Raw genomic sequence first — 21,569 nt, 5'->3', positions numbered from 1 at the left:
AGCAGCTAATGCGCTGCTGATTTAACCATAAGAAGCTTGTTATATTAGATAGAGAATGTACGATAGATTTCGTTGGAATCCGTAACTTTGGCCAGATGATGAACCACAGATTCATCTTCGATCGTCTCAGCGATCTTGGTCAGGATCTGCAGATGCTCACCGCCCGCACCAGCAATACCGATAACCAGATACGCTTTGCCACCTTCAAATTCAACGCCGTTTGGATACTGGAGAACAACAATACCGGAGGTTTGAATTTGCTTTTTCGCCTCGCCTACACCGTGAGGAATAGCTACACCGTTACCAATATAAGTGGAAGCAACTTTCTCGCGCTCGTGCATGGCAGCTATATAATCAGGCTTCACATAACCGGAAGCAGCAAGCAGTTCGCCTGCTCTGCGGATAGCCTCTTCTTTGGGTTCGCTGGCGAGACCCATGACGATGTTTTCCTTGCGCAGTACACTGGAACCGGAAGTAGGTACGCCATCTTTGGTATCTTCTACCACATGTGGAGCATTGTGACTCAGCACTTCGCTTACTTCTTTTTTAACGCCGACAGCCTCATCAGGAATTGAAGATTCTGCATTGCCGGCAGCAGTTGCTTTGAGTTTGTTGATCATTTCATCATAGATCGGGTTATTGATAAAGTTATCGATCGATACATGCTGTGCATTAGGCGCTTTGCCGCGTGCACGACTGGTCAGGTTCTGCTGTGTTACGACGATATCGGCATCCCCAGGGATCGCGTCAACTGCAGAGTTGGTTACTTGAATTGGCAGACCGGCTTGCTGTACTTTCTTACGGAAAGAAGAAGCACCCATTGCGCTGGAACCCATACCTGCATCACAAGCAAATACGATTTTGCGAACTTCACCGGTTTGCAGATCAGCAGATGTAGTCAGTGCTGGACCAGCATTGCCGCCGGATTTCATGTTTTTGGAAGCAGACTGTGCTTTTTCCAAGTCTTCATCACCAACTGCAGCTTTGCGCAGGAAGAGAGCAGAGACAAGGAATGAAACGATTGTAGCTGCAGCAATACCAGCAATTACATGAAGTTCGCCACCTTGGGGTGCTAATGCCATGATTGCAATGATACTACCTGGCGAAGCAGCACCGGTTAAACCGGAACCCAATAATACGTTGGTAAATACACCTGCCATACCGCCAAGAATAACAGCCAGGAACAGAATTGGTCTCATCAATACATAAGGGAAGTAGATTTCGTGAATACCGCCGAAAAATTGAATGATGATTGCACCTGGTGCAGAACCTTTAATTGAGCCTTTACCAAATACCCAGTATGCAAGCAGAAGGCCCAGACCTGGACCCGGATTGGCCTCCAGCAAATAGAAAATGGATTTACCATGTTCCAATGCATCCTGCGTACCCAGTGGAGTAAAGATACCATGGTTGATCGCGTTATTAAGGAACAGAATTTTACCAGGTTCAATAAAGATAGAAACAAGTGGTAATAATCCGTGGTTAATCAGGAAGTTGACGCCCGCTTCCAACAGATTGGTAAATCCTACAACGAGTGGACCGATTCCATAAAAACCGGCTATAGCCAGTAACATACCGATAATACCGGCAGAAAAATTATTAACAAGCATTTCAAAACCCGATTTGATTTTGCCTTCTACTAATTTGTCGAATTGCTTGATGATCCATCCGCCTAACGGCCCCATGATCATGGCTCCAATAAACATTGGAATTTCAGAACCGACAATAACGCCCATTGCTGCAATAGCCCCTAGCACACCACCACGATGTCCATGAACTACTTTACCGCCTGAATAAGCAATCAATAGAGGCAGCAAAAATTTAATCATCGGATCAACCAGTTTAGCGAGGTCTTCGTTTGGCATACGTCCTGTAGGAATAAACAGGGCAGTTAACAGACCCCATGCGATAAATGCGCCGATATTCGGCATGATCATGGCGCTCAGGAAACGTCCGAATGCCTGGACGCGGTCTCTGGCGCTTTTCTTCTCGCGAGCAGAAGCATTTACAGTGCTCATAATTGTTCGACCTCCATCATATATTGTTCTATTTTGCGTGTGTACAGATCTTTCATCATGCTGGAGATCTCTGCCTGAAGTCCGGCAGGGGGATCGGAGACCAGCCGGGTCACAAAACCGGGTCGATCGATCAGCGATTTACTGACTTCATTTACAGCTTCGAGATAGGATTTGCTGCTGTCCCTCGGGGCAAGCAGCACGATTGCAGCATACAGCTCGGTAGGACTGCTCACTGCCGATATGGGATCACTGAAGCGGATAATACCGAGAAAGAGCTTGTTCACTACACTGGAGCGGCAGTGAAGCAGGATCAGTCCGTCCTGTGATAACACCGTCTCGCCCATACGTTCACGTTCGTGCAGTTCCTGCTCCAGAATGCCGGAGCGTTCCGTCGACGCCGTGAACATGCCGGCAATCCGGTGGATCAGATCAGAGACGGATGAGATCCGGAATTGATCCTTAATTACCAATCCGGCAGTCAGATCCAGAATCCCAGTAAGCGTCTCTTTGTGATTACCGAGTGTATCGGTCAACCGTGTAGCCGGATCGGCAGCTGGCTGATCGATAGGCGTATTCTCTACGCTCACTTCCAGCTGGGATACGGCACTACGGATATCGCGGATATCTTCCGGCGATAGCAGGGGAGAGACCCGGACGGTCGGTAGCTGACTGTCGACTTCGACTGTAGAGATAATAATATCTGCTCGATTCTCCAATCTGACTGCTTCTGCCGAAGAGACAACATCGATAATCTGCAGTGACGGGAATTCCCGCTTGACCCGAATCGAGAGCAGGCTGGATGTTCCCAGTCCACTGGCACAGGCGATAATGGCTTTGACCGGCTTACGCTGGGCAGCTGCATATTCGGACATGGCGCCGATATGCATCGCCAGGTAACCGATTTCCGCTTCCGGGACTTCCCGGTGAGTGAATTCACCGAGCAACCGGGAACACTTGCGTGCAATCTCAAAAGTCGGCCCATACTGCTCCTTAATCTGAGTGAGCAGTGGATTGCGAATATCAAGTCCCAGACGGAGCCGCTCAATTGCCGGACCGAGATGGTTAATAAACCCGGCGAACAGTTTGCTATTGCCTTTGAGTTCAAATCCGGTCTCGGACTCTGCCATTTTGAGAATATCCCGCGCCAGCTTCACCAGTTCGAAGCTTACATGCTCGTAATAGGGATCTGATTCGGCATTAAGGCGAGTCTCGGCTCCCTTGAGATGCATGGTGATATAACCCATTTCATCTTCGGGAATCAGGATGTTAAATGACTGCTCCAGACGCTCTGCCAGCTTGCGTGCGGTCTGGAATTCACTGAGTTGCTTGAGTTCATCCAAAATGCGGGGCGCAATCGTAATGCGCTGTCCTCGCCGGATGCGCTCGATCGCCAGTGCCAGATGCACCGTCAAGCCGATGTACGCGCTATCGGTCAATTTGATACGAGTATCCCGTTCCAGATCACTCAGATACTGCTGAAGCTGATCCATCATTCCATCATCGACCAGATTCAGCAATCGATTGCGAATATGGAACTGGACACGTCCAGCTTCTTCATCGGTAGCCAATGGTTCGCGTACCAGATGATTCAGCTGGTATTCATCGACACTCTCATATAGCAGATGAATCAGTGCAGAGCGGATATGACTCTCGGTGCCTTCAACATAGATGCCAAGACCTGGTTTGCGTACCAGTGTAATGCCAAAAGAGGACAGCCACTGTTCAATGTGGTCGAGATCATTACTCAGTGTGCCTTCTGTTACTTTGAACTGAGAGGCAAACGAATATAGTTTAATCGGCTCTTTGGACAAGAGAAGCTCGCTGATAATGAAGTAATGCCGTTCTTCGCGGGTATAGTCTTTCCGGGGTGTCTGTTCTTCCAGTTCACGCTGTGTACTGGCAAAGTCGGATTCATTGCCTTCTAGGGCAAGTCCTGTTCCGGGTTTGCGAAGCAGCTTCAGCTTGTGCTTGCGCAGCCACTCTTCGGCAGCCGGCAGTTCACGCTTGACCGTTTTCTCACTCACATCCAGATGATCTGACAGGTCACGGATTGTAATATACTCTCCATGAGAACCGACCAGAAACTGCAGCATCATCGTGAGCCGTGCGGTCAGCTTCTCCAAAATCGACAGCCTCCTCTCCAAATTCCGATTGAAAACGATATCATGAAAGCAGTGTGAGAAAATAGAACTAGTTCTTATACTTAAAAGTTTAAGCTTCTGAGGGGTAGAGATCAATGGAAAGATGCCTTGATTTGTCCTTTAACCATAAGGGACAAAGGTAAAGAAAGAATAGAAATGGGTATATCAACAGATAGGGAAAGTTCCTTTTTTGTATAGACGAGGATGTCTGTAGATGGTTGTTTTTGTAGGTCATCCAGATCATTATCGGCTGGTAGGATGCGACAAATAGTGACAAAAGGAACATTTGGAAACAAGACTCGGATGGATGATATGAGTCTATGCCATACTGATTACTTCATCCATTAAACCGGAACAAAACTTGTCTAAACATTTTTCAGAAAGTAAAACGCATAAATATTCAGTAAAATCGAAAATAGACAGAAGATAGGAGAATACGAGAAGGTACCGAATACGTTTAGAAGGAGAGAATGAACAGGGTTTTGCAGAGAGGAGACAGGGAACATGGATCAGAATAAAGTACATAATCGGCGGACCATTTTATTTCAGGGAGATTCGATTACCGATGGTAATCGTGGACGGGATGCTGATCCCAATCATGTGATGGGTCATGGTTATGCATTCTGGATTGCAGCCGAACTGGGACACACTCTGGCAGCCTCCCGGCCGGTATTCCTGAATCGGGGGATTAGCGGTAATCGTGTCACCGATCTTCAGAATCGCTGGCATGAAGATGCCCTGCAGCTGCAGCCAGATACGATCAGTATCCTGATCGGTGTGAACGATATCCTGATGTCGATAACAGCACGCGGAGGTTTTGATAGCGCTGAATATGAAAATAACTATCGTCAGCTACTGCAGCATACACGGACAGAACTGCCGGAGGTCCAGTTGGTATTATGCGAGCCATTTATTCTGCCGGGGGGACATACAGATGACGACTGGATTGGCTGGCAAGCGGCCGTGGCAGATTGCGCGGCATCTGTACGAAGACTGGCAGATGAGTTCGATGCTGTCTTTGTCCCGCTGCAGGATGTTTTGGATGATGCCTGTGCAGTGGCGCCGGCTTCGTACTGGATATGGGATGGTATCCATCCGACGACTGCAGGTCACGGATTACTGGCCAAGCACTGGCTTGAAGTTGTTCAGAATAGTCCGGCTCGAATTGGCTAAAAGAAGTTCAATTTATCGAAAGAGTAACTTGCAGACAGCGGATCAACTGCTGCACGGTCATGATCATTATTTATCGAACGCCCAAAAAAGCCCTGCTTTCAGCCATGGATATCGGACTGAAAGCAGGGCATTTTATTACAGAAGCCAAAAATATAAAAGCAAAATATGGTATGAAGAGCAACAGGTTCGTTGCAGGAAATACGAGTGCCAACAGATCAATCTGCAGCGATCCCAGCCATTACGACAGGTATAACTGAACTTCAAGCAGGCTATAAAGGCTTTCGTGAATCAAATTCCACTGTCACTTCATGCGCCGGTTCCTCCCCGGCATACCATGGATTCAGATGGACGAGAACTTCGGTAACCTGTGTATCTACGGTCATGATATTCTTCTTCATGATTCGCGAGATATCATGTCCCTGTTGAATCGTCAGGGTCGCATCTACACCAATTCGCACATCGACTACAATATATTGACCATGCTCGCGGGCACGGATACGGTCGATTCGTTTGACTTCCGGCATATTTTTGAGCACCGTAGTATAGGCTTCGATTTTTTCCGGATGAACAGCTTTCTCCATTAGAATATCGATTGAGTCGCGTCCTGTCTCATAGGCCAGCTTGAGGATCAGCAGGGCCACGATCATACCGGCGAGCGGATCACCATAGGAGAGCAGCGACCAGCCGTACGCTTCACCAATCAGACCCAGACCGATACCGGCACAGGCAGCTGCCGAGGCATATACGTCTGCCAGATGATCCTGCGCTGTCGCGATTAGGCCTTTGCTGTTGGTCTCGCGTCCGATCCGCATCGTGTACACGTACAGCAGCAGTTTCCAGATCAGGGAAATAAATGCGGCGATGAGCGCAATGATATGTGGTTGTGATGGCGGCTCGAACAGCAGCATAAAAGAATGATAACCGATATACAGCGCTGCAATCAGCAGGATACCGGCAACCACACTGGCTCCGACGACTTCGGCTTTGCCGTGACCATACGGATGGTCTTCATCGGGTGGCATGGACGAGATCCGCATGGAGCCGAGCGCTGTCGCCGAAGCGATCACATCTCCGGCATTATGGATACCGTCTGCAATCAATACCTGACTGTTGAACAGTACACCGACGATCAGCTTGAGCAGGGTCAGTAAGATATTACTGATCAGACTGGCCCATGCCGCAAGCATAGATGGATTAAGAGTTCTACTCATTACTATGGCCTCCTGCAATCTATATCATGCCATTATAATATCGGCATATCAGCATAGGGATAACATAACAAGCTTGTTTATTATGTAAACGAAATGAATCAACTGTAATCGGCAGCATTCCTACCTATCAATCCCTGCCATTCAGCAGAATGAGACATAGCAGTGAACGTCCCAAACAGCATGGGAATAAATGACACGAAGTATTAATATAGCACAAATCCACCGTTTAACCAAGAGAATAAACCGGACGAATTTACACAGGAAAAGCGCCTCGTCTGCGGACAGAAGAGGCGCTTGCTGACAGAATACGCAGTCGTCTAATTGATAGACAAATGCATGATCCTGTCAGTGTGTATAGGTTACTCATAGCCTTAGATTGCTCAGCCGGTTTGCTGAGGTTTTTTGTCTTTATCCAGACAGCGTAGCACCTGGTAACCATAGGCGGGCAGCTGGTATTTCAGGATACCGCCTTCCAGCTGCAGTTCGCGATTTTCCAGTACATCTTCCCAATGGGTTCCTTTGATATCAATCTCGATATCGATCGGCTCAGTAGAACTGTTGATTGCAATAATGAACTTCTCCTGATCGTCGAAACGCTCATATACCAGTTCATTGCTTCCCTTGCGGGAGTGCAGGAAGCGGAAGGTACCCTGGCGTAGTGCCGGGTACTGCTTGCGCATACGGATAATCTGCTGGTAGTAGGCGAACAGCTCACGATCCTGTTCGTCTTCCTCCCAGACCATGCAGCGGCGGCAGTCCGGATCACCTTCGCCCTCCATACCGATTTCATCTCCATAATAGATACAAGGTGCACCGGTAAAGGTCATCTGGAACAGCGCAGCCAGCTTGAGACGGTTTTTATCTCCGCCAGCGACGGTCAGTGCACGCGGCGTATCATGGCTATCGATCAGGTTGAAAGCGACTTCTGCCACCTGACGCGGATAGCGGGACATCTGGTTGCCGATCGCGTGCGAGAATGTCTGCGCATCGGTGGTGTCTTTAATGAAGAAATCCGTTACCGCATTTTTGAATGGATAGTTCATCACCGAGTCGAATTGGTCGCCCTGCAGCCATGGAATCGACTCATGCCAGATCTCGCCGAGAATATAAATATCCGGGTTGATCGCCTTGAGTGTCAGGCGGAATTCGCGCCAGAACTGATGATCCACTTCGTCCGCCACATCCAGACGCCAGCCGTCGATACCGTACTCTTCTGCCCAATAGCGAGCCACGCCAAGCAGATATTCTTTGACTTCCGGATTCTCGGTGTTGAGCTTCGGCATCAGCGGCTCAAAGTCGAACGTATCGTACGTTGGAATACCGTCTTCCACAGCCAGCGGGAATTTGCGTACATGGAACCAGTCTTTGTACTTGGACTTCTCGCCTTTTTCCTGTACATCGACGAAGGGTGCGAACGTTTTGCCGGAATGGTTAAATACCGCATCGAACATCACGCGGATGCCTTTGCTATGGCAGGTGTTGACGAGCTTTTTGAGCGTCTCTTCATCGCCAAAGCTCGGGTCGATCTTCATATAATCTTCGGTATCGTATTTATGGTTGGTTGTTGCTTTGAAAATAGGGCACAGGTAGATCGCATTCACGCCCAGTTCGGTCAGATGGTCCAGATGATCGATAATGCCCTGCAGATCCCCGCCAAAGAAATTGTTCCACTCCGGCTTGCCGCCCCATGGCAGCGTGCCTTCCGGATCGTTGGACGTATCCCCATTGGCAAAGCGCTCCGGGAAAATCTGATAAAAAACAGCGTCTTTTACCCATTCCGGCGTAGTGAATACATCGACCGGATTAATGAAAGGAATATCGAACAGACGATCCATCTGCGGTTCTTCGGCGCCGAATTTGTCTTCGTCCATCCAGATAACTTCCTGATCATCCGCCAGCTTGAATCCGTATTTCAGACGACGATATGGCGGTTTGACCGCACATTCCCAGTAATCAAACAGATCATCCGTTGCAAAGATGCTCATCGGCACCAGTTCTTTGGATTTCTCCCACATATACTTGTCTCCGGCGAGTGCCCAGGCCTGCTTAACATCCTGCTTTTTGGTACGCAGACGAAGATGGATCGTCTCGCGATCGTATGGATAACCCCAGTTTAATTTTGGTCGGTGATAGACGGCTTCAATGAGCATGAATGTTCCTCCTGTACGGTTATGTAAATGCTAACGATTTTTACCCCGAAAGGGGGAGGTGGAACCATAATCTGGAATCTCTTTTAATCAGGAGTATCCAAATCGTCTTGATATAGTGAAGATAATGATTTTATTATATAGCATACGGATCTACGGTATTGTAACCAAGACTAGTGTTACCAATTAACTTTTGGATTTTGGCGATCGTCTCATTGGACTGGACTGCGATATACTTATCACGCAGATTCTTATAAATTTGCGTCTGATTGTGGTAGACTGTTGCTGTATCCATGAGAGCGATTACTAATCAATAAAAGGAGAAGCTGGGAAATGAGCAAAAAGAAAATTATCATTATAATCATATTATTGTTCATCGTCTTAACGATTATTCTGATCTACAGACCATTTGGGCAAATCATTATATTCTCCAATAATACTGTGGTAGATAGCAATTCGTCCTCTGCTGCAGAAGAAAACACTGATAGTAATAAAATAACTTCCCAAACCAAGTATGGAATGATTATTAATGATTCGTTGGACAATACCACTTTTCAGAAAGAAATCACCATCCCGAAAAGCTATATAAAAGTCAGTATAAAGAATGACAGTTCACAGAACATAACTTTTACCGTAAATAAAAATCATAGCAGCGGACAACAGGTCCTGTCCGGAACAGTAAAGCCTACATCTGATTATCAGAAATTCTATACTAGTGACAAGCTGGCATCTGGTACATACATGATTACTGTATCTTCTGGTTCTGCTGAAATGAAAGGCCAGCTGAAAGTCCATATTGATACGGATATGAACAAGCTGCAAGCAGAAAGCTAAATCAAACCTGATTTTTGAATAGTAAATTAAAAAGGAGAATCCCTTCGGCCCAAAGCCAGACAGGATTCTCCTTTTGTTACAACGATTATTTCAGCCATTCCGGCCGACATGATCCGCGCGGTACCAGCACAGTCCGGTACTCGCCTGGTGTCTCCGACATATGCACCTGATCGGTCACCCCCTGATAATGTCCGCATAGGGTATCGGCTGTAAACAGTTCTGGATCAAGATACAGATGCTCATCAGATGATCCAGCTGTCTGGTGGGCAAATTCCTTGTCGAACAATCCCATCGACATCAGCCACAGCGATACCCGGCTGAGGGAAATATGCACCCGGTAGCTGCCGCCTTCCTCAGCACGGCGTGCCAGTGCAGCCATTGCCCCGGCCGCAGCCAGCCAAGAGATAATATAGTCATTAACGACCAGAATCGCAGGCAATTGCGGCTTGTCGGGAGTACCTTCGAGGCACATCACCCCGGTCAGCGTACCGGCTGTCTGGTCGAATCCAATTCGATCCGCCCATGGACCTTCATTACCACCGAGCGATACCGAGACATGGATAATACCCGGCCGTGCAGCCGCCGCTTGTTCAGGACTCAGACCAAATCGTTCCAGATATGTCGGACGTCGATTGGCAAAGAAAATATCTGCTCCACGCAGCAGCTCCTGCATCTTGGCCTGTCCCTGTTCATCTCCTACTTCCAGCGTAGAGGAACGCATTCCCACATTGGCGGTGTAGTAGGTGGTGTCCACTTCCCAATCACCGGGACGCCAGATGTTCAGCACATCTGCACCATGTAGTGCCAGCGCCCGGCCAACCCCTGCGCCGGCGATCACATGTCCCATACCCAGTGCACGAATGCCTTCCAGTGGAGAAGAAACGCCCGTTGACAGAGGCTCCGGATCACTGTCACCAATCTTCTCGATCTCGATTAGTGGCTGAGCAGCGATCACATCCGATACGGGATCATTCAGGAATTCTTCCAGTGTGCGGGCAACCGGCATGACGATTCCGGCACGTCGACCGGCTTCTTCCAGTTCGGCAGAATCCCACTGGGCAATAGCTGCTGCTACCGCTTCCGGGGTATCCGGGCAGTTCAGCAGCTTCAGTGTATTGATTTTCAGCTTTGGATACGGCTCCAGCGGCATCACCCATTTACCATCTTTTGTCTGGTAAAATCCGAATTTCAGTGCCTGACTCGGATCGGAAGGGCTTGCTGGTGAATAGCCGTTCAGCTTTTCCCATTTTCGATCGTAAAAAGGCGACAGCCGATGCAGAATCTTGCGCAGGTCCAACGAGATATCCTGCTCCTTGCCGCCACGCATTCTCCATAGCTTGGCAGCAGCAACCGATTTGGCGACCATCCCGATCCCTGCCGAGCTGGCCAGACGCAGTACGCTTGGTACGATAGGATCTTTACCGGTAAAAGAAATCTCGCCGCCGCTGTCTGCTGCGGATAATCCGATACTGTTCAGCAGCTGCTCCAGTTCCTGATGAATATCAAATTCCGTATGATCCGCACGATTCTGCTCGGCCTGACGGATTTTTTCTTTTAATTGGGTAGCAGTTTCTGTGTTATTGATAGGTTGGGATATCATGATGTTCACTCCGTTTCCAAGATAGTGTAAAAGTATAGGCGGTGGAATTGCATATTTTGCATTTATGCAGCTAGTCATGGCATCTGACTTGGCAGCAGAATAAGAGCTAAACCTGAAGATCCTTTAATAGTAGGGAGAAATGAGGATCTCCATGCTTAAAGAGATGAGATATTTTGCTTCGCAAAAATTACTTTTTATTAAACCTCTTATTGAATCACGCGTTTTAACTGCCAAACGCTTACAGGTCGTCTTTTGCTCTGATTTCTTTTTTTGCGTTCTGTCCAAGGATATTCTTGGTAGTTGTCTATATCATTCCAATAGAAATAAGAATTAAATAATGAAGGAATAAGAAGTAGAGAAGTAGAGTAATACAGAAATTTCAACAGCATAATAATTGAACTTGGAAAAGAACGATATATTTTAAAACTTAGAAATTAGAACGATTAACTAATCACAAATTTTAATAAGTAAATTTATACATATTATTATATAACCAATATAAACTGACCTCAATAAACAATGAATTCTCGAATGTGGTATATGCCACACTTCAATAGTAGATGTCCATAAAGTAGATAATTTTTTATGGGTATAGAGCAGTTAATAACCGTATTACTGTGTGGATTAGACACCACCGTACAAGTACAATCAGTATGTAGACAAAGTATGCAAAAAAACAGGCCAGAGCATGACATGCCCCGGCCCGTCTATTAATCTTATTCTGCAGTTGCAGTTGCAGTTGCAGTTGCAGTTGCATTTTAGCCTTAATTCTATTCATATTACGCAGTATGCAAATGCCAATGGATAGTGCTCAGCACTTAGCGGAGAGAAGGAAATAGGGGCAAAGGACGACCTTGGAGCCTGGAAATTGCCCCTTGCCTACTTCCATAATTTCCAGGCTCCACCGGAGGACGTGCCCCTATTCCTTGTCGGAGCGATGGATGCGCTATACCCTTCATCCCACATTCCAACAACAAATACGAACCACCACATCAGCCTACTCGAGAATACACTGCACTATGCCTTCATCTGGCCAAGCATAAGCTGCATCAGAACGTTCAACTCAAGCATTGCGTTTCATTACACTTTTCAGATGAGAGAACACTTCAAAGCTCTGCTGTCCATGATACGAACCCATGCCGCTTTCGCCTACACCGCCGAATGGCAGATAATGCGAAGTCATATGGGACAGCGTGTCATTGATACATCCGCCGCCAAAGGATACAGTATTCAGCACCTGTTCCTGCAGCTGCTCGTCCTCAGTAAACAGATACAGTGCCAGCGGTTTTGGACGACTTACGATCTCGTCCAGCAGAGGATTCAGGTCATCATATTCGATCACCGGCAGAATTGGTCCGAAGATCTCTTCCTGCATAATGCGGGAATTCCAGTCGATGCCGCCCAGCAGGGTAGGCTCGATCAGCAGCTGATCCCGTACGCTACGACCACCGATCAGTACTTCTTCGCCTTCCATCAGAGCAGATAGACGGTCAAAATTGCGTGTGTTAACGATATGCGGGAAGTCCGGATTCTGTAGTACATCTTCACCCTGCTTGTCTTTGATTTCTGCCTGGATCAGATCGAGCAGTTGAGCACGTACATCCTTGTGCACAAGCAGATAATCCGGCGCTACACAGGTCTGACCGGCATTGAGGAACTTGCCGCGTACAAGGCGCTGCGCTGCGATCTTCAGATCGGCATCATGGTGTACAATGCTTGGGCTTTTGCCGCCGAGTTCCAGGGTAACCGGAGTCAGATGTTCTGCAGCTGCTCGCATCACGATTCGGCCGACGCCTGTGCTGCCTGTGAAGAAGATGTAGTCGAATTTCTCTTTGAGCAGAGCGGTACTCGCTTCGACTTCGCCTTCCACTACAGCGATGTATTCTTCCGGGAACAGCTCATGGATCAGATCATAGGTTAATTTGGATACAGCAGGTGTCAGCTCGGATGGCTTGAGAACTGCACAGTTACCGGCTGCAATCGCACCTACGAGTGGACCGAATGCCAGCTGGAATGGATAGTTCCATGGCGCAATAATCAGTGCCACACCGTAAGGTTCAGGATAAATGGTGCTTACCGCATCCGGCAGAGCCGCTGCAGTCGGCACCTGGCGAGGTGCTGCCCACTGCTCCAGATGTTCCAGCGCAAAGTCGATCTCGCCCATAACGATGCGAATCTCCGAACCGTAAGCTTCGGCTTCGGACTTGTTCAGATCGGCACGCAGCGCGTCGAGAATACGCTGATGATAGTTTTCAATTCCTTGTCTCAGTTGACGAAGGGCAGTCATACGATAGGATACGTCTTTGGTCTGGCCTGTATAAAAGAACGTCCGCTGCTGCTGGACGAGTGGTTGTACATTAAGCATGAATAGTCAGCTCCTCAAATAAATGTTTGATGCAATTGTATTTATTTACATATGATTACTCACAATATATCGGATTATAAGACAGGAAATGTTATGTTACAATAACCAGATCTGTTCAATGTGGGGTTTATGCCACAGTTGGGTAATAAATGTAGGCATAACTACCGAAATAAAGAAAGAAATACCGGTTACAGAAAGGATGCAGCGATGAAAGAACAGACCGTCGATCCGCGCGTTGTGCGGACCAGGACAGCACTGCATGAGGCGCTTAAGCAGTTAATGCAAGAGCAGCCGTACGACAAAATTACGATTCAGGATATTACCAAGTTGGCTACGGTGAACCGTAAAACTTTTTATCTGCACTATGAATCCAAGGATCATCTGCTGTATGCGGTAACGGACGGGATGCTGGATGAACTGTTTGGGGAGGCAAGGGATGCCGGTTCATTTGAACAGTCGGTGGATGAATTACAACGCTATATTGCGGGACGCATTTTTGAATATATGATTCGTTATCGGCGTTTCTTTGAAGTAATGTTTGAGCGCAAGGCAATGTTTAATTTCGTGTCTTATATGAAAAGGTATATTGCGCGGTTCTACGAGGAGAAGTTTGCAGAGCTCGATGACGACAAGCTTCCTGTACACAAGGATGTGATCGCCAGCTATATCAGCTCCGCTTATGTAGGTATTATTCATTGGTGGCTGGAAAATGGCATGCCTTATACTCCCGAAGAAATGACCGAGCAGATGATCCTGCTCAACTCCAACGGGCCAATCCAGATTATTCGTTCGTACAAGGATGAAGGATGATAGTACAGTATCCTTTGGTGATAACGAATCCATGTATATTATTGTTCCTGTCGAAGGGAACCAGGCCGATAACGAAACCAAAGAAGCAAGCGAAGCCTTTTATGTATTTTATTTTGTAAAAGGTCAAAATGGAGTTTGGACACTGGGTTCGATTGATTAAGCTCTATTCTGCTGATTAAGACCCATTCTGAATAACAATAAAAAGACGCCTTTTGGGCGTCTTTGTTTTCTTTATTTATCGTCAGCAATCCAATAGGTCTATACGATCGGCTTCATTCACGCGTGCATTATCCTTGATCTTGTTCAGCAGCCGGCGCAGCACGATCCGTTCGTCATCGGAGATGCCATCCATCAGATCAAGGCTGATCTCTTTCATGATCACAGCGACATCCTGCTCCAGCTGTGCGCCTTCGGGGGTCAGGTAGATTTTGAAGCAGCGGCGATCATCGGTACAGGTAATCTTGCGAATAAATCCTTTACTCTCCAGATTGGAGATCATGCGCGTAATATTGGTTTTGTCCTTGCCCAGACGTTCGCCTATTTCATTTTGCGCGAGCCCATCTTTTTTCCACAGGAGCATCAGTACAAAGGTCTGCTCGGGAGCAAGATTGAAGGGAGCTAATTTATTTTTGATATATCCGGCAATCGCAAGATGAACGTCACGAATGAATACGGTGTAACTATTTTCTAAGTCATATGGCATGAGTATTCACCCTTAAATAATATTGGTATGTGGTAATACATGTAGTATTATAGTTGCTATATCAACCTTTTAATCGACGTTAGACTAACATTTTTGCAGATAACTGTCAACGCAGCTATTCACAAACCGATAAAAGTTACCGATAAATAATTTAACCAACAAGTAATATTCATTGTGAAACTTTCATTTTTACCCTTGACATTGTTCGACACAAGGTCTATTGTAAATTTTGTAAAGAATGACTGTCACAAAAGAGACACAATGAAAGATTGACTTCACGACGAGGCTTCGATATACAGCTGCTGTTTAACAGATGCAGCTCATATACCGGGTCGCTCGTTTATTTTTTGCCGATATAGTTGCTATATCAACCGTATAGTATACCCATGAATTAAGTCTGAATACTTACACCCAGGCCATATAGAGAACCGGGTGAGGTACATTTTGGAGGAGAAACCATTATGGAAGCTATGACATTTGTATTGTTCGGTTCAACAGGGGATTTGGCAAAACGCAAAATCTTCCCTGCATTGTATAATTTATTTCTTGATCGCAAGATGCCTGAAGCATTCTCCATTATCGGTCTGGGACGCAAATCATTCAATGATGCGACTTTCCAAACCTATGTAGAACAGGCACTGCAGGAATTTTCCCGTAATACACCGCAAGAGCGCGAGACTGTGGATGCGTTTCTGCGTTCAATCCGTTATCACATTCTGAATGTGAACGATACTGCCGGCTACCAGGAACTGCTGAAGCTGGTCGAACAGCGTGAGACGGAACTGAATATCCCGCAAAATCGCATGTTCTACATGTCGGTAGCACCGGAATTCTTTGAAATGATCGCTGATAATATCAAAGCAAGCGGTCTGGGTAACACAACAGGCTGGAAGCGTCTGATTATCGAGAAACCGTTTGGTCATGATCTTACTTCGGCTCGTCAGCTGAACGAACAGCTGAGCAGAACATTTGCGGAAGAAGAAATTTTCCGTATTGACCATTACCTCGGCAAACCTATGGTACAGAACATGGAGTCATTCACTTCTGCGAACCCTGTGATCCAGTCGCTGTGGAATAACCGCCACATCGCTAATGTACAGATTACGGCTTCCGAAGTAGTAGGCGTAGAAGAACGTGCCGGTTATTATGATCATACCGGAGCCGTTCGCGATATGGTACAAAATCACATGCTGCAAGTGCTGATGATGACAGCGATGACGCTGCCAGGCGGCCACAATGCTGACGATGTACGTACACACAAAAAATACATCGCCAAAGCGCTGCGTCCGATCTCCAAAGAAGATGCACACAAGCACTTCGTACGTGCCCAGTACACTGCCGGTGAAGTAAACGGCAAAGAAGTACAGGGTTATCAGGATGAGCCGGGTATCGAACTGGGCTCCAATACCGATACATTTGTAGCTGCACGCGTCTGGGTAGATGATTTCTCCTGGCAAGGCGTACCATTCTACATCCGTACTGGTAAACGTATGAAAGAAAAATCCACGCGCATCGTCGTGGAATTCAAAAACACCATGCAAAACAATGATATCTGTGTAGATTGCGATGGCCAGCCGAATATGCTGACAATCAGCATCAATCCGGAAGAGAAAATTACCCTGCAGCTGAACCGCCGCAATGTCAAAACCGGTCAGCTGGAGCCAATGACTTCCGAGTTCGTGATGGGTACGGATAATGATCCGGAAGCTTACGAACTGTTGATTGGCGATGCGCTGAACGGCGACGCTACTTTCTTCGCTCACTGGGATGAAGTGGAACTGTCCTGGCAGTGGATCCAGCCGATGCTGGAAGCTTTTGCAGACAACAGCCTGCCGGTTCATGATTATGCAGCTGGCACCTATGGTCCGGAAGCATCCAACGCGCTGCTGGCTGAACAGGGATTCCGCTGGCTTGGAGACCAGGCACCAGCACCTGTTAGAGAAAGTACAGTTGTACGCTAATTACACCTGATCCTTATACAATTGAATGAGTGGCATACGCTCTGGTTAATGATGAACAGAGCGTATTCTCCATGCTTTCAGAGCCGGTTTCCGGCTTTGTCAAACCGCTTTGTGTATTTATACAATGCGGTATAGATGCGGACGTATAGCAATACGTTCGGGGTGAGTGGGATACACTCGCCGCAGTGGATAGAGAGTACGACCAAAAAAAGAGGGATACAACATCCCCAACAACACGGAGGACTATACAATGAAAATCGGACTGATTGGCTTAGGCAAAATGGGTATGAATCTGGGACAAAACCTGATGGATCATAATCATGAAGTGGTTGCATTTGACCTGAACAAAGAAGCGGTAAAAGAATTGTCCGGTCTGGGCGCACAAGGTGCAGATACAATCGCTGAAATGGTCAGCAAACTGGAAGCTCCACGCGTGGTATGGGTAATGGTACCTCACGGCGTAGTAGATTCCGTACTGGCTGAAGTGGCTCCGCTGCTGTCCGAGAACGATGTCGTGATCGAAGCAGGGAACTCCCACTACAAAGAATCCATCCGTCGCTACAACGAAATGAAAAAAAGCGGCATCCGTTACATGGACGCAGGTACTTCCGGCGGCATGAGCGGTGCTCGTAACGGCGCTTGTTATATGGTTGGTGGCGACAAAGAAGCTTGGGAAATCGTAGAACCAATCTTCCGCGATACGTCTGTAGAAAACGGCTATCTGTATGCTGGTGAAGCAGGCAGCGGTCACTACCTGAAAATGGTCCACAATGGTATCGAGTACGGTATGATGGCAGCAATCGGTGAAGGCTTCGAAGTTCTGGAGAAAAGCCCATACGACTTCAACTACGAAAAAGTGGCACGCGTATGGAACAATGGCTCCGTTATCCGCTCTTGGCTGATGGAACTGACTGAAAATGCATTTGCCAAAGATGGTCGTCTGGAAGAAATCCAGGGTATCATGCACTCTTCCGGTGAAGGTAAATGGACTGTGGAAGAAGCTATGGATCTGCAAATGGCAACACCAGTTATCGCGCTGTCCCTGCTGATGCGTTATCGTTCCCTGGACAATGATACATTCACAGGTAAAGTTGTAGCTGCCCTGCGTAACGAATTTGGCGGTCACGCTGTTGAGAAATCCAGTAAATAAGATTAACAAATAAATAGAATAGAAATGCCTATCGGCTGCTTTGCCAAAAGCAGTTGGAGTATTTCTGCTCACAGCAAAGCCTCTGCACCCGGAGAATGACTTTTCCGGGCAGCAGAGGCTTTTTTATTTCCTGACATACACGTGAGACGATGCCTATAGATGTTCAGGACTTCGAATTGTATATGCCGTTCGTTTATCGCGCATTATGGCTTAAGAGCGATCGTTATTTTATATAAGGATAGATATATTATTCTGGATACAAGTGTGTCTGATTAGGTCTCTTGAGGAACAGGATCGCCGGGATTGTCCACATCGCGAATCACATTCAGAATGACCAGAAAATCAGCTTTATCCTCGGTTTTGAATAGTTCCACAACTTGATGCACTTCTACATAATCATTCTGATACTGCCTTTGACGGCGGACGATCTCGGCCAGTGTGGCGCCCAGCGACGTATTTTCCCAGCTGGCGATAGTTAGTTCAATATAAGCTTGTGATTTGGTGATATTCATGGATTCCTCCTGCTGATTGAAATTTGGTATTCGCTTTCAGGGTCTTATTCACCATAGCATACCTGACTGCTGAAACAAAATACAAAGCTCATATCATAATAAATGCTATCTTTTTCTGAAAAAAATCAATTTATTTTCTTAATAACGTTGACGTTAACGTGAGATAGTACTATTATATTCATATAAGATATGTAAATATTTAAATAAAGAGAAGGTGGACACCATAACACTCTACAAAATTGATGAAGTGGCAACCGAGTGTAATCTGACCAAGCGTACCCTTCGTTACTATGAAGAGATCGGACTCGTATCACCACAGCGGAGCGATGGTAATACCCGGCTGTACACGCGTGAAGATATCGAGCGGCTCAAGAAAATCATCAGTGCGCGTGATGTGCTGGGATTCTCCTTGCAGGAATTGCAGCGATATATCGAAGTGGTCGAGATGCTGAGAGGGCAGCGCGAACGTTATCGCAGCATCACTGATCATGAGGAGCGCCGACATCAGCTGGAACAGATTGACCAGACTCTGGGTGAGCAGCTGGAGATGATGGAAGAGAAAATTCGTACGATTCATTCATTTAAAGCGGAAGCTGAACAGCTGCGTGAGCAGGTTCGCGAAGGACTGGCGAAGCTGAACAGTGAAGCAGAGAATTGATACGATTTAGCAGTCATTTGGTTAGTGACTGAATAGATTTCAGATTAGTGGTTAATATGTCAATGGATACATTAGTGTCTCTGAAGTACAGTTCATTCCTTTTTGTTTTCTTTACAACAGGCGTTCTTTACACACACCGGGTATCCGATGGGTCCGGTTTTTCCTTTTGTCTCTAAATACTTAGCAAAACAATAAAATGATTTTGATGTGAATCAGCAGGATCAAGGAGGAGTTTTTCATTATGAGTAGTAAACCAGCGACTGCAAAGCAGCTGCCACAGCAGGGCGGATTATTATCCCAGCCTAGAGCCGTATGGGCCGTTGCTTTTGCCTGTGTTATTTCATTTATGGGTCTGGGATTGGTTGACCCTATTCTACCGGCGATTGCGAGTCAATTGAATGCAACGCCAAGTCAGGTATCTCTGCTATTTACCAGTTATAATCTGGTGACTGGTCTGGCAATGCTGATTACCGGCGTCGTATCCAGCCGTATCGGTGTCAAATGGACATTGCTCAGCGGCGTTGTACTGATCATTATTTTCTCGGCACTTGGTGGTTATTCCAATACGATCGGTCAGATCGTCGGATTCCGCGGTGGTTGGGGACTCGGTAATGCGCTGTTCATCGCAACTGCGCTGTCTGCTATCGTAGGATTGTCCACTTCCGGTACAGCCAAAGCTATCATTTTGTATGAAGCTGCACTGGGTCTTGGTATCTCGGTCGGCCCGCTGCTGGGCGGCGAATTGGGCTCGATTTCCTGGAGAGGTCCTTTCTTCGGTGTTAGTGTACTGATGCTGATCGGCTTTATCTTTATTATGATTATGCTACCCAAGATTCCAAAGCCAAAAACACGCAGCACTCTGGCGGATCCGTTCCGCGCACTGAAATTCCCGGCACTGAAAACGCTGGCGATTGTTGCTTTTCTTTATAACTTTGGTTTCTTTACCCTGATGGCTTATTCTCCGTATGTAATGGGACTGGATGAGCATGGTCTTGGTTATGTATTCTTCGGCTGGGGGATTCTGCTGGCGATTACTTCCGTATTTGTGGCACCGAAGCTGCAAGCACGCTTTAACCTGGCAGGTTCGATGGGTGTCATGTTGACCCTGTTCGCACTGGATCTGGTGTTCATGGGTCTGGGCGCAGCCTTTGGTTCGCCGACACTGGTTATTATTGGTGTTATCGTTGCCGGTATTTTCCTTGGTATCAACAATACGCTGATTACTACAGCGGTAATGGAATCGGCTCCGGTCGAACGTTCGGTTGCTTCTGCAGCGTACAGCTTTGTTCGTTTCCTCGGTGGTGCGGTATCGCCGTTCCTGGCTGGTAAACTGGCAGAATGGTACAACTCGGCGACTCCGTTTTACTTTGGTGGTGCGATGGTGCTGGTAGCGGTTATCGTGCTGGTGGTACGTCGTCGCCATCTGGCGGGAATTGATGTGTCGCACGGGCATTGATCTTGCTTGTTTGCATCATCCGCTGCACAAAGAGTTTCTGCCATTCCCTCCGGTTAAGCAGGGAGAACTGGAATGACCGCATGATGGTCGATCTCCCTGCTTAAATGTCGGTCATTGGCAGAATTCTCTTTGCTCCGCTTGGTGCGAAGAGTTTGAATTTGAGCAGGATAAATGATCTGAAAAGCTAAAAGATATTAATGCAGAACGGAACAGAAATTAAAGGCACTTCAAAAGTAGGCTTTATGAGTAAGTGTACGGAGCGTTGAAAAAGATTAAAGCAGGGTGTAGAGCCTATAGCCGGCTGACAGATATCAATATACGAAATGGAGGAACAGATCATGTCAGAAGTACAGGGAAGTTCAACGTATGAGCGTATACTGGTAGCGGTAGATGGTTCGGAGCATGCGCAGCGCGCATTGGAGCATGCGGTGCAGCTGGTGAAATCTTTGAAAGCAGACAGTCATCTAACGGTGTTGCATGTGAATCCGGTGATGATGGTGGCAGAGCCGCCGCTGGGAGTGGATGTGGATGAGCGTCTGGATGAAGAAGGGCATGCAGTAACCGAGCCGTATCGTACGTATCTGAATACGACAGGTGTGCAGTACGAAGTTCGTTATCATACCGGTGATCCGGCGACAGTGATCTGTGATGCTGCCAACGATGAAAAGATGGATCTGGTCATTATGGGGACCAGCGGCAAAAGTGCAGTTTCTGAATTGTTCCTTGGCAGTGTAAGTCATAAGGTCATCCAGCATGCGAACTGTCCGGTTATGACGGTGAAGTGATATTGCTTATATAAAATAGATGTATAGAAAAGCCTACTACTGATT

At 47.1% G+C, this 21,569-nt stretch carries 17 protein-coding genes; 9 read left to right on the top strand and 8 right to left on the bottom strand.

Annotated features, from left to right (window positions below; genetic code table 11):
• Window positions 1-44: 44 nt before the first annotated feature.
• Together WH46_RS04670 and WH46_RS04665 are read right to left on the bottom strand one after the other, a co-directional pair.
• Window positions 45-2,018, bottom strand: a complete 1,974-nt coding sequence (locus tag WH46_RS04670; protein WP_046225891.1) for a PTS mannitol transporter subunit IICBA — start codon at window positions 2,016-2,018, stop codon at window positions 45-47.
• Window positions 2,015-4,141, bottom strand: coding sequence for a BglG family transcription antiterminator (locus WH46_RS04665; RefSeq protein ID WP_046225890.1), 2,127 nt, complete (start codon window positions 4,139-4,141; stop codon window positions 2,015-2,017). Before WH46_RS04665 ends, WH46_RS04670 begins: the two co-directional genes overlap by 4 nt.
• 522 nt (window positions 4,142-4,663) lie before the next feature.
• Here WH46_RS04665 and WH46_RS04660 point away from each other — a divergent pair.
• Window positions 4,664-5,332, top strand: a complete 669-nt coding sequence (locus WH46_RS04660; RefSeq protein ID WP_046225889.1) for an SGNH/GDSL hydrolase family protein — start codon at window positions 4,664-4,666, stop codon at window positions 5,330-5,332.
• A 269-nt stretch (window positions 5,333-5,601) separates the two neighbouring features.
• Here the strand turns inward: WH46_RS04660 and WH46_RS04650 are convergent, their stop codons facing one another.
• Together WH46_RS04650 and WH46_RS04645 are read right to left on the bottom strand one after the other, a co-directional pair.
• Window positions 5,602-6,543, bottom strand: a complete 942-nt coding sequence (locus WH46_RS04650) for a cation diffusion facilitator family transporter (protein WP_026136099.1) — start codon at window positions 6,541-6,543, stop codon at window positions 5,602-5,604.
• 380 nt (window positions 6,544-6,923) lie between these two features.
• Window positions 6,924-8,693 carry an alpha-glycosidase gene (locus tag WH46_RS04645; RefSeq protein ID WP_017812492.1) on the bottom strand — a complete coding sequence of 590 codons (1,770 nt, stop codon included), beginning with the start codon at window positions 8,691-8,693 and terminating at the stop codon, window positions 6,924-6,926.
• A 330-nt stretch (window positions 8,694-9,023) separates the two neighbouring features.
• On the opposite strand from WH46_RS04645, the gene WH46_RS04640 reads away from it, so the two are divergent.
• Window positions 9,024-9,524 (top strand): hypothetical protein, encoded by a 501-nt coding sequence (locus tag WH46_RS04640; RefSeq protein WP_046225887.1) that lies wholly within the window; start codon window positions 9,024-9,026, stop codon window positions 9,522-9,524.
• A gap of 85 nt (window positions 9,525-9,609) precedes the next feature.
• Here the strand turns inward: WH46_RS04640 and WH46_RS04635 are convergent, their stop codons facing one another.
• Both WH46_RS04635 and WH46_RS04630 read right to left on the bottom strand, forming a co-directional pair.
• Complete coding sequence (locus tag WH46_RS04635; protein WP_082208305.1) at window positions 9,610-11,124, bottom strand: CoA transferase; 1,515 nt, start codon at window positions 11,122-11,124, stop codon at window positions 9,610-9,612.
• 1,063 nt (window positions 11,125-12,187) lie between these two features.
• Entirely contained in the window at window positions 12,188-13,489 is a 1,302-nt protein-coding gene (locus WH46_RS04630; RefSeq protein WP_017812495.1) for an aldehyde dehydrogenase, read from the bottom strand.
• A 207-nt stretch (window positions 13,490-13,696) separates the two neighbouring features.
• Here WH46_RS04630 and WH46_RS04625 point away from each other — a divergent pair, with 207 nt between their 5' ends.
• Window positions 13,697-14,299, top strand: a complete 603-nt coding sequence (locus WH46_RS04625; RefSeq protein ID WP_017812496.1) for a TetR/AcrR family transcriptional regulator — start codon at window positions 13,697-13,699, stop codon at window positions 14,297-14,299.
• A 31-nt stretch (window positions 14,300-14,330) separates the two neighbouring features.
• A complete protein-coding gene (locus WH46_RS24475; protein WP_269430595.1) occupies window positions 14,331-14,459 on the top strand; it encodes a hypothetical protein in 129 nt (42 codons plus the stop codon).
• Window positions 14,460-14,540: 81 nt separating this feature from the next.
• Here the strand turns inward: WH46_RS24475 and WH46_RS04620 are convergent, their stop codons facing one another.
• A complete protein-coding gene (locus WH46_RS04620) occupies window positions 14,541-15,002 on the bottom strand; it encodes a MarR family winged helix-turn-helix transcriptional regulator (RefSeq protein WP_017812498.1) in 462 nt (153 codons plus the stop codon).
• Window positions 15,003-15,463: 461 nt separating this feature from the next.
• Between WH46_RS04620 and zwf the strand changes: the two genes are divergently transcribed.
• Both zwf and gnd read left to right on the top strand, forming a co-directional pair.
• On the top strand, window positions 15,464-16,963 hold the full coding sequence (gene zwf, locus WH46_RS04615) for a glucose-6-phosphate dehydrogenase (protein WP_046225886.1): 1,500 nt from the start codon (window positions 15,464-15,466) through the stop codon (window positions 16,961-16,963).
• A gap of 250 nt (window positions 16,964-17,213) precedes the next feature.
• Window positions 17,214-18,113 carry a phosphogluconate dehydrogenase (NAD(+)-dependent, decarboxylating) gene (gnd, locus tag WH46_RS04610; RefSeq protein WP_017812500.1) on the top strand — a complete coding sequence of 300 codons (900 nt, stop codon included), beginning with the start codon at window positions 17,214-17,216 and terminating at the stop codon, window positions 18,111-18,113.
• Between the two features lie 272 nt (window positions 18,114-18,385).
• Here the strand turns inward: gnd and WH46_RS04605 are convergent, their stop codons facing one another.
• Complete coding sequence (locus WH46_RS04605; RefSeq protein ID WP_017812501.1) at window positions 18,386-18,625, bottom strand: hypothetical protein; 240 nt, start codon at window positions 18,623-18,625, stop codon at window positions 18,386-18,388.
• Between the two features lie 223 nt (window positions 18,626-18,848).
• On the opposite strand from WH46_RS04605, the gene WH46_RS04600 reads away from it, so the two are divergent.
• The 3 genes from WH46_RS04600 to WH46_RS04590 all read left to right on the top strand — a co-directional run bounded on the left by WH46_RS04600 (window position 18,849) and on the right by WH46_RS04590 (window position 21,524).
• On the top strand, window positions 18,849-19,283 hold the full coding sequence (locus WH46_RS04600; RefSeq protein ID WP_046226007.1) for a MerR family transcriptional regulator: 435 nt from the start codon (window positions 18,849-18,851) through the stop codon (window positions 19,281-19,283).
• A 241-nt stretch (window positions 19,284-19,524) separates the two neighbouring features.
• Complete coding sequence (locus tag WH46_RS04595) at window positions 19,525-20,739, top strand: MFS transporter (RefSeq protein ID WP_017812503.1); 1,215 nt, start codon at window positions 19,525-19,527, stop codon at window positions 20,737-20,739.
• Between the two features lie 338 nt (window positions 20,740-21,077).
• Entirely contained in the window at window positions 21,078-21,524 is a 447-nt protein-coding gene (locus WH46_RS04590) for a universal stress protein (RefSeq protein ID WP_046225885.1), read from the top strand.
• The last annotated feature ends 45 nt before the right edge of the window (window positions 21,525-21,569 follow it).

The sequence above is a fragment of the Paenibacillus dauci genome (assembly GCF_000971985.1).
Classification (GTDB): domain Bacteria; phylum Bacillota; class Bacilli; order Paenibacillales; family Paenibacillaceae; genus Saccharibacillus; species Saccharibacillus dauci.
The sequence above is the reverse complement of the archived record's forward strand: the minus strand, read 5'-3'. Positions and strand labels throughout refer to the sequence as shown.

Bases quoted from the DNA above. Each gene is read 5' to 3' on its own strand.
- WH46_RS04630 (WP_017812495.1), bottom strand. From the start codon at position 13,489: ATGCTTAATGTACAACCACTCGTCCAGCAGCAGCGGACGTTCTTTTAT.
- WH46_RS04595 (WP_017812503.1), top strand. From the start codon at position 19,525: ATGAGTAGTAAACCAGCGACTGCAAAGCAGCTGCCACAGCAGGGCGGA.
- WH46_RS04670 (WP_046225891.1), bottom strand. From the start codon at position 2,018: ATGAGCACTGTAAATGCTTCTGCTCGCGAGAAGAAAAGCGCCAGAGAC.
- WH46_RS04635 (WP_082208305.1), bottom strand. From the start codon at position 11,124: ATGATATCCCAACCTATCAATAACACAGAAACTGCTACCCAATTAAAA.
- WH46_RS04625 (WP_017812496.1), top strand. From the start codon at position 13,697: ATGAAAGAACAGACCGTCGATCCGCGCGTTGTGCGGACCAGGACAGCA.
- WH46_RS04640 (WP_046225887.1), top strand. From the start codon at position 9,024: ATGAGCAAAAAGAAAATTATCATTATAATCATATTATTGTTCATCGTC.
- WH46_RS24475 (WP_269430595.1), top strand. From the start codon at position 14,331: ATGTATATTATTGTTCCTGTCGAAGGGAACCAGGCCGATAACGAAACC.
- gnd (WP_017812500.1), top strand. From the start codon at position 17,214: ATGAAAATCGGACTGATTGGCTTAGGCAAAATGGGTATGAATCTGGGA.
- zwf (WP_046225886.1), top strand. From the start codon at position 15,464: ATGGAAGCTATGACATTTGTATTGTTCGGTTCAACAGGGGATTTGGCA.
- WH46_RS04650 (WP_026136099.1), bottom strand. From the start codon at position 6,543: ATGAGTAGAACTCTTAATCCATCTATGCTTGCGGCATGGGCCAGTCTG.
- WH46_RS04605 (WP_017812501.1), bottom strand. From the start codon at position 18,625: ATGAATATCACCAAATCACAAGCTTATATTGAACTAACTATCGCCAGC.
- WH46_RS04590 (WP_046225885.1), top strand. From the start codon at position 21,078: ATGTCAGAAGTACAGGGAAGTTCAACGTATGAGCGTATACTGGTAGCG.
- WH46_RS04645 (WP_017812492.1), bottom strand. From the start codon at position 8,693: ATGCTCATTGAAGCCGTCTATCACCGACCAAAATTAAACTGGGGTTAT.
- WH46_RS04660 (WP_046225889.1), top strand. From the start codon at position 4,664: ATGGATCAGAATAAAGTACATAATCGGCGGACCATTTTATTTCAGGGA.
- WH46_RS04620 (WP_017812498.1), bottom strand. From the start codon at position 15,002: ATGCCATATGACTTAGAAAATAGTTACACCGTATTCATTCGTGACGTT.